At 67.8% G+C, this 15519-nt stretch carries 13 protein-coding genes; 11 read left to right on the top strand and 2 right to left on the bottom strand.

Annotation, left to right across the window (positions count from 1 at the left end; all coding sequences use genetic code 11):
* The first annotated feature begins 71 nt into the window (after positions 1 to 71).
* Both ASE79_RS18210 and ASE79_RS18205 read left to right on the top strand, forming a co-directional pair.
* Complete coding sequence (locus tag ASE79_RS18210; RefSeq protein ID WP_056420061.1) at positions 72 to 908, top strand: class I SAM-dependent methyltransferase; 837 nt, start codon at positions 72 to 74, stop codon at positions 906 to 908.
* Between the two features lie 35 nt (positions 909 to 943).
* Positions 944 to 1567 (top strand): glutathione S-transferase family protein, encoded by a 624-nt coding sequence (locus ASE79_RS18205; protein WP_056420058.1) that lies wholly within the window; start codon positions 944 to 946, stop codon positions 1565 to 1567.
* A gap of 210 nt (positions 1568 to 1777) precedes the next feature.
* On the opposite strand, the gene ASE79_RS18200 is transcribed toward ASE79_RS18205, so the two are convergent.
* Positions 1778 to 3115, bottom strand: coding sequence for a dicarboxylate/amino acid:cation symporter (locus ASE79_RS18200; RefSeq protein ID WP_056420053.1), 1338 nt, complete (start codon positions 3113 to 3115; stop codon positions 1778 to 1780).
* Positions 3116 to 3193: 78 nt separating this feature from the next.
* Between ASE79_RS18200 and ASE79_RS18195 the strand changes: the two genes are divergently transcribed.
* Positions 3194 to 4468 carry a M24 family metallopeptidase gene (locus tag ASE79_RS18195; protein WP_056420541.1) on the top strand — a complete coding sequence of 425 codons (1275 nt, stop codon included), beginning with the start codon at positions 3194 to 3196 and terminating at the stop codon, positions 4466 to 4468.
* A gap of 287 nt (positions 4469 to 4755) precedes the next feature.
* Positions 4756 to 7401 carry an alanine--tRNA ligase gene (alaS, locus tag ASE79_RS18190; protein WP_056420050.1) on the top strand — a complete coding sequence of 882 codons (2646 nt, stop codon included), beginning with the start codon at positions 4756 to 4758 and terminating at the stop codon, positions 7399 to 7401.
* A 295-nt stretch (positions 7402 to 7696) separates the two neighbouring features.
* On the opposite strand, the gene ASE79_RS18185 is transcribed toward alaS, so the two are convergent.
* A complete protein-coding gene (locus ASE79_RS18185) occupies positions 7697 to 9343 on the bottom strand; it encodes a thiamine pyrophosphate-binding protein (protein ID WP_056420046.1) in 1647 nt (548 codons plus the stop codon).
* Between the two features lie 122 nt (positions 9344 to 9465).
* Between ASE79_RS18185 and ASE79_RS18180 the strand changes: the two genes are divergently transcribed.
* The 7 genes from ASE79_RS18180 (at position 9466) to leuC (ending at position 15440) form a co-directional block, all read left to right on the top strand.
* Positions 9466 to 10365 (top strand): SMP-30/gluconolactonase/LRE family protein, encoded by a 900-nt coding sequence (locus ASE79_RS18180; protein ID WP_056420044.1) that lies wholly within the window; start codon positions 9466 to 9468, stop codon positions 10363 to 10365.
* A 53-nt stretch (positions 10366 to 10418) separates the two neighbouring features.
* Positions 10419 to 11129 (top strand): CoA transferase subunit A, encoded by a 711-nt coding sequence (locus ASE79_RS18175; protein ID WP_056420041.1) that lies wholly within the window; start codon positions 10419 to 10421, stop codon positions 11127 to 11129.
* A gap of 101 nt (positions 11130 to 11230) precedes the next feature.
* Entirely contained in the window at positions 11231 to 12037 is an 807-nt protein-coding gene (locus ASE79_RS18170; RefSeq protein ID WP_416354523.1) for an HAD family acid phosphatase, read from the top strand.
* Positions 12037 to 12360, top strand: coding sequence for a DUF5076 domain-containing protein (locus ASE79_RS18165; RefSeq protein WP_162237063.1), 324 nt, complete (start codon positions 12037 to 12039; stop codon positions 12358 to 12360). Before ASE79_RS18170 ends, ASE79_RS18165 begins: the two co-directional genes overlap by 1 nt.
* The gene (locus ASE79_RS18160; protein ID WP_056420035.1) at positions 12360 to 12995 is read left to right on the top strand and encodes a 3-oxoacid CoA-transferase subunit B; all 636 of its coding nucleotides are present in this window, start codon (positions 12360 to 12362) and stop codon (positions 12993 to 12995) included. The genes ASE79_RS18165 and ASE79_RS18160 overlap by 1 nt, the downstream gene beginning before the upstream one ends.
* Positions 12995 to 13888 carry an alpha/beta hydrolase gene (locus tag ASE79_RS18155; RefSeq protein ID WP_056420032.1) on the top strand — a complete coding sequence of 298 codons (894 nt, stop codon included), beginning with the start codon at positions 12995 to 12997 and terminating at the stop codon, positions 13886 to 13888. Before ASE79_RS18160 ends, ASE79_RS18155 begins: the two co-directional genes overlap by 1 nt.
* 115 nt (positions 13889 to 14003) lie before the next feature.
* Complete coding sequence (leuC, locus tag ASE79_RS18150; RefSeq protein WP_416354522.1) at positions 14004 to 15440, top strand: 3-isopropylmalate dehydratase large subunit; 1437 nt, start codon at positions 14004 to 14006, stop codon at positions 15438 to 15440.
* Positions 15441 to 15519 lie beyond the last annotated feature (79 nt).

Genomic DNA, 15519 nt, shown 5'->3' with positions numbered 1-15519 from the left:
TGCGAGCGTCTATACTTTCTATACTTCACTCCCCCAACGCCCCCGAACCCCAAGCATGAAGCGCCCCGCTGATGACCACAGGCTTTGACTGGACCGGCAGGATTGGCGATATTTGGGCCGAGGAATGGCGCCGCACCGACCGCAGCTTCGCGAACCTCACGCCGCAACTGAACGCCGCGATCCTCGCCGCCGCGTCTCCGAAAACCGCCAAGGTCATCGACATCGGCTGCGGCGCGGGCGCGACCACGCTGGCCACCGCGCAGGCGCTGCCGAACGCGACCGTCACCGGTATCGACCTGTCCCCCAATCTGATCGAGACCGCCCGGCAACGCGCCGCCGACCAGGGCAACGCGCAGTTCGAATGCGCCGACATCACCGCCGCCGCCGCGCAGCACGCCCCGGTCGATCTTTACGTCTCGCGCCACGGCGTCATGTTCTTCGCCGACCCCGTTGCCGCCTTCGCCACGCTTGCCGCGGCCGCCGCGCCGAACGCGACGGTCGTCTTCTCCTGTTTCGCCGAACGCGCCGCCAATCGCTGGGCTACCGAAACCATCGGCGCCACCGGCGGTGACGCCGACGCGCCGGCGACCACTGCGCCCGGTCCGTTCGCGTTCGCCGACCCCGGCCATGTCGCCGCCATCCTCGCCGACGCCGGCTGGCAGGCAGGACCGCCCAGCCGCATCGACTTTGCCTATCGCGCCGGCGGCGGGTCCGACCCCGTCGCCGACGCGGTCGACTATTTCCGCCGCATCGGCCCCGCCGCCTCCGCGATCCGCGACGCCGCGCCCGCGGAACGCGCGCGCCACATCGCGCGTCTCACCCAGGTCTGCGACCGTCACCGCACCGGCGACACGGTGGAATTTCCCGCCGTCGCCTGGATCTGGACGGCGCGCACCGCGGCCCGATAAGCGTGTCGGCGGGATAGAAGAGCAGGGGAGCCAGCATGATCATCGTCCACCACCTCGAAAACTCGCGATCGCAGCGGATCCTGTGGATGCTCGAGGAACTTGGCCTCCCGTACGAGATCAGGCGCTACGAGCGGAACCCGGAGACCATGCTCGCCCCGCCCGAACTCAAGAAGGTCCATCCGCTCGGCAAGTCGCCGGTGATCGAGGATGGGGATCAGATCATCGCCGAGACCGGCGCGATCGTCGAATATCTCGTCGACAAGGCGGACGGCAAACTCGGTGCGCCCGCAAACCGCGGCGATGCGCTGCGCTACCGCTTCTGGCTGCATTATGCCGAAGGCTCGATGATGCCGCCGCTGCTGTTGAAACTCGTCCTCGCGCGCATCCCGATCATGGGCAAGGTCGCGGTCAAGAAGATCCAGCCGATGATCGACGTTCATCTCGATTACGTCGAATCCGAACTCTCGCAACGGCCGTGGTTCGCGGGCGCAGAGATGACCGCCGCCGACATCATGATGAGCTTTCCCTTGGAGGCTGCGCGCAGCCGCGGCGGCCTGAACGAGTCGCGCCCCGCCACGATCGCCTGGCTCGCCAAGGTGCACGCCCGGCCTGCCTATCAGGCCGGGCTCAAAAAGGGCGGCCCCTACGCCTACGCCTGAGCGCTAGGATCACGCCACCGCCTCCCCACGCCCGTCATCCGGGGCTCGACCCAGGATCCAGAGGCACGAGCGCGCCGATTGCGGCTCTGGATCCCAGCCTTCGCTGGGATGACGGAAGTTGTTGGCATGACGGAAGTTGCTGGGATGGCGGAAGGCGCTGGGATGACGGGCGATCCGGGGATGACGGGCGTCGCTAAACCTCCGCCCGCCTCAACCCTGACCCGGCCCGATCTTGTCGAAGCTGTCGATATTGGTCTTCGGCCCATGCCCGGTCGGCGCCACCGGTGGATCACGGTCGGCGGGCTCGCGCTCGTCGAGCCCGCCCTCCCACTTCGCGACCACCGTCGCCGCGACCGCATTGCCGATCACGTTGGTCGCCGAGCGCCCCATGTCGAGGAAATGGTCGACCGCGAGGATCAGCAGGATGCCCGCCTCGGGGATCTTGAACATCGACAGCGTCCCTGCGATCACCACCAGCGACGCGCGCGGCACGCCCGCAATCCCCTTCGACGTCACCATCAGCACGAGCAGCATCGCGATCTGCTGCCCGATCGGCATGTGGATGCCATAGGCCTGCGCGATGAACAGCGACGCGAACGTCATGTACATCATCGACCCGTCGAGATTGAACGAATAGCCCAGCGGCAGCACGAAGCTCGCGATCCGCGGCGGCACGCCGAACCGGTCGAGCGCCTCCAGCGTCCGCGGATACGCCGCTTCCGACGACGCCGCCGAGAAGGCGAGGATCAGCGGATCGCGGATATAGCGCACCAGCAACCGAGTCCGCGGGCCGATCAGCACGAACGCAATCCCGATCAGCAGCGCCCACAGCAGCGCCAGGCCCAGATAGAAGCACAGCATGAAATAGCCGAGATCGCCGAGAATGCTCGGGCCGCGCTCGGCGAGCGTCGCGGTCACCGCGGCGAACACCGCGAACGGCGCGAACCGCATCACGTAATTGGTGATCTGGAGCATCACCGCCACCAGCGCCTCGATCGCCTTGACCAGCGGCGCGGCCTTTTCGCCGACCGCGGTGATGGCCACGCCGACGAACACCGAGAACACGACGATCTGCAGGATCTCGTTGCTCGCCATCGCCGCGATCATCGAATCGGGTACGATGTGCGAGATGAACTTGGCCAGATCGAACGCCGCGGGATCGACCCCGCTCGACGCGGTCGCGGGCGGGATCGCGAGCTCGAGGCCGACGCCCGGCTGCAACACGTTGACCAGGATCATGCCGAGCGTCAGCGACAACAGCGACGCGCAGATGAACCAGCCGAGGCTGCGCAGGCCCACCCGGCCCAGCGCGCCCGTGTCGCCCATATGCGCGATGCCGACGACCAGCGTCGAGAAGACCAGCGGCGCGATGATCATCTTGATCAGCCGCAGGAACAGCGACGTCACGATCGAGAAATAGCCCGCAATGTCCTTCAGCCGCGCGGCGGACGCGGCGGTGCCGTCGTCGATCGACGCGTTGAGGATCCAGCCGACGACAAGGCCCGCGACCAGCCCCAGCAAGATGTAATAGGTTAGCCGCTTGGCCATTAATCGCTCCCGAAATACGTGCGCAAGGGAAGGGGATTGCGGCGCTCGGGTCAAGCACCCTATCGTCCGGCGATGTCGATGCCCACCTTTACGCCCCCCTTTACGCCGTCGCGTCGCACGCTGCTCGGCCTCGCCGCCGCGGCGCCTTTGCTGTCCACCAGCGCGTTCCTGCGCGCCGCGGAACCAGACCTCGCCGCGCTGTCCGATATCACCGGCGGAGCGAAACCGATCGACGCCACCGAGCGCGCTGCGCGGCTCGTTCGCGCGCAGTCGCTGATGAAGGCGGCGGGGATCGGCGCGGTGCTGATCGAGCCCGGATCGTCGATGATCTATTTTACCGGCGTGCGCTGGCATACCAGCGAGCGGCTAACGCTGGCGGTCATTCCGGTCGAGGGGACGCCGTGCATCGTCACGCCGTTCTTCGAGGAGCCGTCGGTGCGCGAGACGCTCGCCGTCCCCGCCGACGTGCGTGTGTGGCAGGAGGACGAGGATCCGCTGCGCGTCGTCGCCGGGTTCCTGCGCGATCGCACACTCGCCGCGCGGCCGATCGGGCTGGAGGCCGACGTCCGCTATTTCGCCTATGCGGGCCTCGCGCGCGTGCTGCCCGATGCGAAGATCGTGTCGGCCGATCCAGTCGTCCGCGCCAGCCGGATGATCAAGACCCCCGCCGAGATCGCGCTGATGCAGGCGGCGACCGACGTCACGCTCGCCGCCTATCGCTGGACCAAGGCCCGCCTCGAAACCGGCATGACCGGCCCGCAGATCGGCGCGCTTATGACCGCCGCGACGAAGGCGCTGGGCGGCGCGCCCGAATTCTCGATGGCGCTGGTCGGCGAGGCGTCGGCCTATCCGCACGGCAGCCGCGAGATCCACCGCGTCGCCGACGGGCAGGTCGTACTGATGGACTGCGGCTGCACCGTGCAAGGCTATCAGTCCGACGTCTCGCGCACCTGGGTTCACGGCACCGCGACCGCCGACCAGCGCAAGACCTGGGATCAGGTCGCACGTGGCCAGCAGGTCGCCTTCGCCGCTGCGAAGATCGGTGCCACAGCTGGCAGCGTCGACGATGCGGTCCGGCGCTATTACGAGACGCTCGGCTATGGTCCGGGCTACACGCTTCCCGGCCTGTCGCATCGCACCGGGCACGGGATCGGCATGGATGGCCACGAACCCGTCAACTTCGTCCGTGGCGAGACGACGCGGCTCGCGGCGGGGATGTGCTTCTCCGACGAACCGGGGATCTACACGCCGGGCAGATACGGCGTCCGGATCGAGGACTGCTTCCACATGACCGACGCCGGGCCGCGCTGGTTCAGTGAGCCGCCAAGATCGATCGACGCACCTTTGGGGTAGAGTAACCTACCACACATTCCGCCACCCCGGCGAAGGCCGGGGCCCAGTTGGAAAGGTGGTAATAACGAAGCACGATCTTCCGTTATTGCCGTCCCCCAACTGGGCCCCGGCCTTCGCCGGGGTGGAGGCTGTGGCCAGCGACACCCAGCACGTCCGTGTTCTCCCGCGAAGGCGGGAGCCCAGTCTGGGTCCCCGCCTTCGCGGGGAAACATGCTACTTTGGTTGATGAAGCCACGCCTCTACACCTCTACTTGAGCGAACCGCCGCGCTCGCCTAAGTCCCCCCGCATGACATCGACGAACGACATCCGCCGCGGCTTCCTCGACTATTTCGGTTCGCAGGGGCACCAGATCGTGCCCTCCGCGCCGCTCGTGCCGCAGAACGACCCGACGCTGATGTTCGTCAATGCCGGGATGGTGCCGTTCAAGAACGTCTTCACCGGTCTCGAATCGCGCCCCTACACGACCGCCACCTCGTCGCAGAAGTGCGTCCGCGCGGGCGGCAAGCACAATGATCTCGACAATGTCGGCTATACCGCGCGGCATCACACCTTCTTCGAAATGCTCGGCAATTTCTCGTTCGGCGAGTATTTCAAGGAACAGGCGATCACCCACGCCTGGACGCTGCTGACGAAGGAATGGGGCCTGTCACCGGACAAGCTGACCGCGACCGTGTACCACACCGACGACGAGGCGTTCGACCTCTGGAAGAAGATCGCGGGCCTCCCCGAGCACCGCATCATCCGCATCCCGACCAAGGACAATTTCTGGTCGATGGGCGACAACGGGCCGTGCGGGCCGTGCTCGGAGATCTTCTACGATCACGGCGACCACATCCCCGGTGGCCCTCCCGGCAGCCCCGACGAGGACGGCGATCGCTTCGTCGAGATCTGGAACCTCGTGTTCATGCAATATGAGCAGGAAAATGCCGAGATCGTCGGCAATTTGCCCAAGCCCTCTATCGACACCGGCATGGGGCTCGAGCGGATTGCCGCGGTCATGCAGGGCGTCACCGACAATTACGACACCGACACGTTCAAGGCGCTGATCGCCGCCTCGGGCGCGCTGACGCATACCGCGACCAACGGCGCGAACACCGCGAGCCACCGCGTGATCGCCGATCACCTGCGCACCGCGGGCTTCCTGGTCGCGGACGGCGTGCTGCCCGCCAACGAAGGCCGCGGCTATGTCCTGCGCCGGATCATGCGCCGCGCGATGCGCCACGCGCATATCCTCGGCGCGAAGGAGCCGTTGATGCACCGGCTGGTCCCCGCGCTCGTCACCGAGATGGGCGCCGCCTATCCCGAATTGTCGCGCGCGCGCCCGCTGATCGAGGCGACGTTGCAGCAGGAGGAGACGCGGTTCCGCCAGACGCTCGACAAGGGGCTGAAGCTGCTCGACGAGGCGACCGCGGAGATGACCGAGGGGACGCTCGCGGGCGACGTCGCGTTCAAGCTCTACGACACCTATGGCTTCCCCTACGACCTGACCGAGGACGCGCTGCGCGAGCGCGGGCTCGCGGTCGACCGCGATGGCTTCGACACCGCGATGGCCGAGCAGAAGCGCGCGGCGCGCGCCGCCTGGAAGGGCTCGGGCGCGAAGGCCTCGGACGACATCTGGTTCGACATCGTCGAGCAGTCCGGCGGTACCGAATTCCTCGGCTATGCGTCGGACACCGGCGAGGGCGAGGTCGTCGCGCTGGTCAAGGACGGCGCGCGCGTCGGCCATGCGACCACCGGCGACACGGTGTCGATCGTCGTCAACCAGACGCCCTTCTACGGCGAGAGCGGCGGGCAGGTCGGCGATACCGGGCATATCTCGACCGACACCGGGCTGCGCGCAACCGTCACCGAGACGTCGAAGCAGCTCGGCCGCGTGTTCGTCCATCATGCGATCGTTGACGCGGGCGGCATCAAGGTCGGCGAGTCCGTCAAGCTCCAGATCGACGTCGCGCGCCGCGCGCAGATCCGCGCCAACCACTCCGCGACGCATCTGCTGCACGAGGCCTTGCGTGAACGCCTCGGCAAGCATGTTGCGCAGAAGGGGAGCCTCGTCGCGCCCGATCGCCTGCGCTTCGACTTCTCGCAGCCGGTCGCGATGACCCCCGCCGACATCGCGCAGGTCGAGGCCGACGTGAACGCGCAGGTCCGCGGCAACGGCGCGGTGACGACGCTGCTGATGACCCCCGACGACGCGATCGCGATGGGCGCGATGGCGCTGTTCGGCGAGAAATATGGCGACGAGGTCCGCGTCGTGTCGATGGGGACGCAGGACGACGGAAAGACCTATTCGATCGAGCTGTGCGGCGGCACGCACGTGACCGCGCTCGGCGATATCGGGCTGTTCAAGGTGGTCGGCGAGGGCGCGGTGTCGAGCGGCGTGCGGCGCGTCGAGGCGCTGACCGGCGAGGCGGCGCGCGCCTATCTGACCGGGCGCGACGACCGTCTGCGCGAGGCGGCGGCGGCGCTGAAATCGACGCCCGACGAAGTGCCCGCGCGCGTCGCAGCGCTGATCGAGGATCGCCGGCGTCTCGAGCGCGAACTCGCCGATGCGAAGAAGGCGCTGGCGCTCGGCGGCGGCGGCGCTGGTGAGGCTGCTGGCCCCGAGGAGATCGGTGGCGTCGCGTTCATCGGCCAGGTGCTCAACGACTTTGAAGCAAAGGGTCTGCGCGGCGCGGTCGACGAGGCCAAGCAGCGGCTGGGGTCGGGGATCGCGATGCTCGTCGCGATCAACGACGGCCGCGCCTCGGTCGCGGTCGGCGTGACCGCGGATCTGGTCGCGAGCCGCAACGCGGTCGACCTGCTGAAGATCGCGGTCGCGGCGCTTGGCGGGCAGGGCGGTGGTGGCCGTCCCGACATGGCGCAGGGCGGTGGTCCCGATGGCGCCAAGGCAGCGGATGCGGTGGCCGCGGTGCGGGCGGCGCTGGCGGGCTGAGGGCCGCGTCGTTCCCTGCTGATAAGGGCAGGGACTACCTGCCGTTCCCCCGCGGACGCGGGGGCCCAGCTAAATACCGATAGCGCCCGGTACCCTGGGCCCCCGCCTTCGCGGGGGAACGGTTTGAGTGAATGGCGGCACCAGCATCACCACCACCCCGGCGAAGGCCGGGGCCCAATTGGCAAGGTCGATGTAACGGAGGATCGTCCGCGGTTACTGCTGTCCCCCAATTTGGCCCCGGCCTTCGCCGGGGTGGGGCTGTGGGTGGGGTCGTGGCCCCATCACCACCTAAGGATCACGCCGCCCCGCGCACCTTCCCCAGCGTCGTGCCCGCAGTAATCGCCTCGATATCCGTCACCAGGTGCAGCAGCCGCACGCCCGACTGCCCCATCGCCCGGTCCAGCGCATCGACGAAATCGCCCGTCTGCGTTACCGTCTCCGCCCAGCACCCATAAGCGCGCCCGAGCGCGGCGAAGTCCGGATTGCGCAGCGCTGTCCCCGACACGCGGCCCGGATACTCCCGCTCCTGATGCATCCGGATCGTGCCGTACCCGCCATTGTCAACGACCAGCACCAGCATGTCCGCCCCGTGCGCCACCGCGGTCGCCAGTTCCTGCCCATTCATCAGGAAACACCCGTCGCCCGCCAGCGCCACGACCGTCCGCTCGGGATGTCGCAGCGATGCGGCGACCGCCGCGGGCACACCATACCCCATCGCTCCAGCGGTCGGCGCAAGCTGCGTCCCCGGCCCGGCATAGGGCCAGTAGCGATGCCACCAGCCCGAATAATTCCCCGCGCCGTTGCAAATGATCGCATCCGCGGGCAGCCGCTCGCGCATCGCGGTCACGCACGGCCCCAGATCCATCGCGAGATCGCGCGGACGTGGCGTCGACCAGTCGCGCCATTCGGCATGCGCCTCCTGCCCGGCGGTGCGCGGCGGCAGGTCGAGCAGCAGCAACGCCTCGGCGAACTCCGCCATTCCCGCGCACACCGCGACGTCGGCGCGGTAGGCACGCTGCAACTCGTCGGGATCGGGGTGGACGTGGATCAGCCGCTGCCCCGGATGATCGGGCGTGATCAGCGCATAGCCATCGGTCGTCGCCTCGCCCAGCCGCGGTCCGACGACCAGCAGCAGATCCGCCGCCTTCACCCGTTCGACCAGCTTGGGATTGGGGCCATAGCCCAGATTGCCCGCCCAGACCGGGCAGTCGTTCGGGATCGCATCCTGCCGCCGGAACGCCGCGGCGACCGGAATGCCGTTGCGATCCGCCCAGGTCGAAAACGCGCCCGACGCGGCGACGTCCCAGCCCGCGCCGCCGACGATCGCGACGGGCCTCTCGGCGGTGGTCAGCAAATCGGCGAGCAGATCCATTGTATCGGCGTCGCAGCCTTGCGCGACGCGCTCGACCCGCGGCCGATCCACCGCCTCCACGACGTCGAGCAGCATGTCCTCGGGCAGCGCGAGCACCACCGGCCCCGGCCGCCCCGAAAGCGCGGTCGCGTACGCGCGCGCGACATATTCCGGGATCCGTCGCGCATCGTCGATCCGCGCCGCCCATTTGGCGATTGGTGCGAACATCGCCTGGAAATCGATCTCCTGGAACGCCTCGCGGTCGCGCGTGCCGCGATCGATATCGCCGACGAACAATATCATCGGCTGCGAATCCTGCATCGCGACGTGCACGCCGATCGACGCGTTGGTCGCGCCCGGTCCGCGCGTCACGAACGCGACGCCGGGCCGATGCGTCAGCGTGCCGTCCGCGCATGCCATGAACGCGACGCCGCCCTCCTGCCGGCACACCACCAGGTCGATCGCCGGCGTATCGTGCAGCGCGTCGAGGACGGCGAGGAAGCTTTCTCCAGGGACGGTGAAGATCCGGTCGCATCCCTGTGCGACGAGTTGGTCGACCAGGATGCGGCCGCCGGTGCGTGTGGTGCTCATCGCGGCATCCTGCCGTCCGTTTCGCGCGAAGTCGAGAAACGTCGTGCGCCCGCGGCGTTCTCGCTTACTCTTGCCGCGTTCGCGAAGCCGGGGCCGAACCCGACTCGCGCCAGGAGAGGATCATGACCGAATTCACCACCGTCGCCAGCGGCTTGCGCTTTCCGGAGGGCCCGGTCGCGATGCCCGATGGCAGCATCCTCCTCGTCGAGATCGAGGCCGGCCGCATCACGCGGATCGCCGCCGATGGCACCAGGACGACGGTCGCCGAACCCGGTGGCGGTCCCAACGGGCTCGCGATCGGTCCCGACGGCAAGCTCTATTGCTGCAACAATGGCGGGTTCGCCTGGCGCGAGGCGAACGGCTTCCTCACCCCGCACGGCCAGCCGCACGACTATTCGGGCGGCCGCATCGAACGGATCGACATCGCCACCGGCGCGGTCGAGACGCTCTACCGGGACGGCGACTTCGGCTGCACGCTGCGCGGCCCGAACGACATCGTCTTCGATTCGCATGGCGGCTTCTGGTTCACCGATCACGGCAAATCGCGCGATCGGGCCCGCGACATCACCGGCATCTTCTACGCCAAGGCCGATGGCAGCCACCTCGAGGAAGTCATCTTCCCCAGCGAAAATCCCAACGGCATCGGCCTCTCGCCCGACGGCACGCGGCTGTACGCGGCGGAAACCTTCACCTGCCGACTGATGGCGTTCGACATCGTCGCGCCGGGCAGGGTCGCCAGCGCCGCGGGAATGCCACTCTACCGTCCCGCCGGCTACAAGTTCTTCGATTCGCTCGGCGTCGAGGCGAGCGGCAACATCTGCGTCGCGACGATCGGCGAATGCGGGATCAGCGTGATCTCGCCGGAAGGCGCGCTGGTCGAGTTCGTCGCGACCGACGATGTCTTCACCACCAACATCTGCTGGGGCGGCGCGGACGGGATGGATGCCTATATCACCTGCTCGGGCAGCGGCCGGCTCGTGAAGACGCGGTGGAAACGCCCCGGTCTTGTGCTCGCTTACTAAGTTGCCGAGCGCCGGACGGCGTCTTATGCGAGGCCAAAGCTCTAGGAGGATGCATGGCGAACAAGCGCTACACCGATGCGGCAATGGCACTTGAGGGCGTGCTGTTCGACGGCATGACGATCTGTGCGGGCGGGTTTGGGTTGTGCGGCATCCCCGAGCGGCTGATCGACGCGATCGAGGCGTCGGGCGTCAAGGATCTGACGATCGCCAGCAACAATGCCGGGATCGACGGGCAGGGCCTCGGCAAGCTGCTCCGCTCGCGCCAGGTCAAGAAGATGATCTCGTCCTATGTCGGCGAGAACAAGGAGTTCGAGCGGCAATATCTGAGCGGCGAGCTCGAGGTCGAGTTCTGCCCGCAGGGCACGCTCGCCGAGCGCTGCCGGGCGGGCGGCGCGGGTATTCCCGGCTTCTACACCAAGACCGGCGTCGGCACGCTGGTGGCGGAGGGCAAGGAGGTGAAGACCTTCGACGGGCAGGACTATATCCTCGAACGCGGCATCCGCGCGGACCTGAGCATCATCAAGGGGTGGAAGGCGGACGAGAGCGGCAACCTGATCTTCCGCAAGACCGCGCGCAACTTCAACCAGCCGATGGCCACCGCGGGCAAGATCTGCGTCGCCGAGGTCGAGGAGATCGTCCCCGTCGGCAGCCTCGATCCCGACACGATCCATCTGCCCGGCATCTATGTGAAGCGGATGATCGTCGGCGCGCCCTACGACAAGCAGATCGAATTTCGCACCGTCCGCGAGCGGGTCTCGGCGTGAAATCGGCGCTGTTCTCCGGCGAACGCAGGAGCCTAAGGTCGCGGGCGCTATCCTGGGCGCCTGCGCTCGCAGGCGCACTGGCTTTGCAGGGATGCGTCAGCGTGTCCGCGCCGACGTCGATCGCCGCGGTGCCTGTGACGGTCGACGGCGTCCCCGCGGGGATGCAGTATCTCTACGCCTCGGGCGAGGCCGCCGCGGTCAGCATCCAGGCGTGGAACGCGCTCGTCGGGTACGTCCGCGCGCAGCGGACGCCGATATCGGTCGTCCTCGCGCCCGGCGCGTCGCTCGCCGCGCCCAGCTGGACCGCGTGCGGCAGCAAGCCCAGGGCGGCGGTGTTCGACGTCGACGAGACCGTCCTGCTCAATCTCGGCTTCGAATATGACGCATCGTCGGGCCGCCCCTGGTCCGAACCGCGCTGGCAGGAATGGGAGCGTACCGGGCTCAAGCAGGTCGCGCCCGTCCCCGGCGCGCTGTCCGCGCTCGGGAAATTGCGCGCGATGGGCGTGACGGTGATCTTCAACACCAACCGCGCCGCCGCCAACGCCGCGCAGACGCAGGCGACGATCGAAGCCGCCGGCCTCGGCCCCGCGCGCCACGGCGAGACGCTGTTCCTCGCTGGCGACGACGCGATGGGATCGAAGAAGGACGGCCGCCGCGCCACCATCGCCGCGAAATACTGCGTCGTCGCGATGGGCGGCGATCAGCTCGGCGATTTCAGCGATCTGTTCAACGCGGGCCAGACCCCCGCCGCGCGTCGTGCCGTGGTGCAGTCGCCCGCGATCACCGCGAAATGGGGGGCAGGGTGGTTCGTGCTGCCCAACCCCGTCTACGGCACCGCGCTGAAAGGCGCGCGTGACGACGTGTTCCCGCCCAACGTCCAATGGGCCCCGACTGGAGGCATGCGCTGATGGCCGATCATCCCGCCGATCACCCCAATGCGATCAAACTTGATGCAGGCGCTGCACTGACCGACGAATCGGTCGAGGTCGCGCGCATCTGGATCACCAACAATGCGGGCAGCAACGTGCTGATCGATGCGGGCGTGCTCGAGGATCCGACGGTGTTCGGCTATCTGCTCGCCGACACGATCCGCCACGCCGCGCGCGCCTATGCCGCCACCTGGGGCATTGCCGAGCATGTCGCGTTGCAGTCCATCGTCGAGGGCGTCAGCGCCGAACTGCGCGACCAGGTCACGACCATCTCGACCATCCAGGAAGGAACGCTCAACTGATGCCGTGGGATCGCAACCAGATGGCCGCGCGCGCCGCCAGAGAACTCAAGGACGGCTATTACGTCAATCTCGGCATCGGCATCCCGACGCTGGTCGCCAACAACATCCCCGACGGCATGACCGTCACGCTCCAGTCGGAGAACGGGATGCTCGGCATCGGCCCGTTCCCCTATGCGGGTGAGGAGGATGCCGACCTGATCAACGCGGGCAAGCAGACGATCAGCGAACTGCCCTCGTCGGTCTATTTCAGCTCGTCCGACAGCTTCGCGATGATCCGCGGCGGGCATATCGACCTGACGGTGCTCGGCGCCATGGAGGTCAGCGAAGACGGTGACATCGCCAACTGGATGATCCCCGGCAAGATGATCAAGGGCATGGGCGGCGCGATGGACCTCGTCGCAGGCGTCAAGCAGATCATCGTCGTGATGGATCACACCGCCAAGGACGGCACGCCGAAGTTCATCCCGTCGTGCTCGCTGCCGCTGACGGGGAAGAACGTCGTCGACATGATCGTCACCGACCTCGCGGTGTTCCAGCGCCCCGATCACGACTCGCCTTTCAAGCTGATCGAACTCGCCCCCGGCGTCACCGCGGACGAGGTCGCGGCGAAGACCACCGCGCACTACACCGCCTGATGAAGCGTGCGGCCATCGTCCTGGCGTTGATCGTGATGCTGATCGCGGGTGCGGCGTTCACGGCGGGGCCGGGGACGCTGAGCGTCCTCGACGGCGTGATGGGCGGCGGTCGCGGCACCGCGCGCGTGCGGGAGGGGGTGCCGTTCGGCACGCATGGCCAGAAGCTCGACGTGTGGCGCCCGTCGGGTGGCGCGAAGACCGGGCTGCCGGTGCTCATCTTCTGGTATGGCGGCGGCTGGGTTCACGGCTCGCGTGGTGCCTATGCGTTCGCGGCGCGCGCCTATGCGAAGGCAGGCTACGTCGTCGTCATGCCCGACTACCGCAAGGTCCCCGACGTGCGCTTCCCCGCCTTCCTCCAGGATGGCGCCGAAGCTGTGAAATGGACCCGCGATCACATCGCGCAATCGGGCGGCGACCCCAACCGGATCGCGGTCACGGGACATTCCGCAGGCGCGTACACCGTCGCGATGCTGACGCTCGACCAGCGCTGGCTGAAGGCGGAGGGCGTTGATCCGCATATCATCAAGGCTGCGGTCGGGCTGTGCGGGCCGTACGACTTCTACCCCTTCACCGCCAAACGCGCGATCGATACGATGCAGGGCGCCCCCGACCCGATGATGACCCAGCCGATCCACTTCGCGCGCGCGGATGCGCCGCCGATGCTGCTGGTGACGGCGGGCGACGACACGCAGGTCAAGCCGCACAACGCGATCAACCTGACCGCGCGGCTGAAGGCGCTGGGGGCGCCGGTGACGCACATCGATTATCCCGGCCTCAGCCACGAGAACGTCGCGATGGCGCTGTCGAAACCGTTTCGCGGAAAAGCCCCGGTGCTGGCCGACAGCGTCGCGTTCCTCAATGCGGCGATGCCCGCTCCCCCACCGTCATCCTGACTTTCGTCAGGATGACGGATGGAGGCCGATGCGCGCCGCATCGCCGTATTCCTGCGACCGAAAATTACATCAAACCTTGGCGTCGCAGCCCTTTTCGGTTACCGCGCGCCCCATCATGGCTATTCCACAAACGCTGTACGAAAAGATCTGGGCCGCGCACGTCGTCGAACGTCGCGACGATGGCACCTGCCTGATCTATATCGACCGTCACCTCGTCCACGAGGTCACCAGCCCACAGGCGTTCGAAGGCCTCCGCGTCGCCGGGCGGAAAGTCCGTCGTCCCGACCTGACGCTTGCCGTCCCCGATCACAACCTGCCGACGACGCCGCGCAAGGACGCCGCCGGGCGTGTCCTGCCGATCGCCGATCCCGAAAGCGCGCAGCAACTCGATGCGCTGCGCCGCAATACGACCGAGTTCGGGATCGACTATATCGACGCGACCGCGGCGGAGCAGGGCATCGTCCACGTCGTCGGCCCCGAGCAGGGCTTTACGCTGCCCGGCACGACGCTCGTCTGCGGCGACAGCCATACCTCCGCGCATGGTGCGCTCGGCGCGCTCGCGTTCGGGATCGGTACCAGCGAGGTCGAGCACGTCCTCGCCACGCAGACTCTGCTGCTGTCGCAGGCCAAGACGATGGAAGTCCGCGTCGACGGCGAACTCGGCTTCGGCGTCAGCCCGAAGGATGTCATCCTCGCGATCATCGGCAAGATCGGCGCGGCGGGCGGCACCGGACACGTCATCGAATTCACCGGCAGCGTGATCCGCGCGATGTCGATCGAAGGCCGGCTGACGATCGCGAACATGTCGATCGAGGCGGGCGCACGCGCCGGGCTGATCGCGCCCGACGACACGACCTTCGCCTATCTCAAGGGCCGGCCGATGGCGCCGACCGGCGAGAATTGGGACAAGGCCGTCGCGTGGTGGCGCAGCCTCGCGACCGATCCTGGCGCGAAGTACGACAAGTCCGTCGTGCTCGACGCAGCCGATATCGCCCCCGGCCTCACCTGGGGCACCAGTCCCGAGGACGTCGTGCCGATCACCGGCGTCGTCCCCGAGCCGACGAGCTTTGCCGACCCCGCCAAGCAGGCGGCGGCGCAGAAGTCGCTCGACTATATGGGGCTGACCGCTGGCACCGCGATGCGCGACGTCACGATCCAGCACGTCTTCATCGGCAGCTGCACCAACAGCCGGATCGAGGACCTGCGCGCCGCCGCGGCGATCGCCGACGGGCGGCATGTCGCCGATGGCGTGCGTGCGCTGGTCGTCCCCGGCTCGGGGCTCGTCAAGCGGCAGGCGGAAGCCGAGGGGCTCGACCGGATCTTCATCACGGCAGGGTTCGAATGGCGCGAGCCCGGCTGTTCGATGTGCCTGGCGATGAACCCGGACAAAGTCCCTGCGGGGGAGCGTTGCGCTTCCACGTCGAACCGTAATTTCGTCGGCCGACAGGGTCCCGGAGCGCGTACGCATCTGGTATCACCCGCGATGGCGGCGGCGGCGGCGGTAACGGGCAAGCTGAGCGACGTCAGAGAGTTAATGGGGGCAAGCGCATGAAGAAGGTTTTCGTATTGCTGGCGGCGGGCGCAATGCTCAGCGGCGTAGCGGCTTATGTCGCATCGGCACGCGTCGTCCC

This window comes from Sphingomonas sp. Leaf28, assembly GCF_001421685.1.
In the GTDB taxonomy this organism is placed as follows: Bacteria; Pseudomonadota; Alphaproteobacteria; order Sphingomonadales; family Sphingomonadaceae; genus Sphingomonas; species Sphingomonas aurantiaca.
This window is presented reverse-complemented; position numbering and strand designations above follow the sequence as displayed.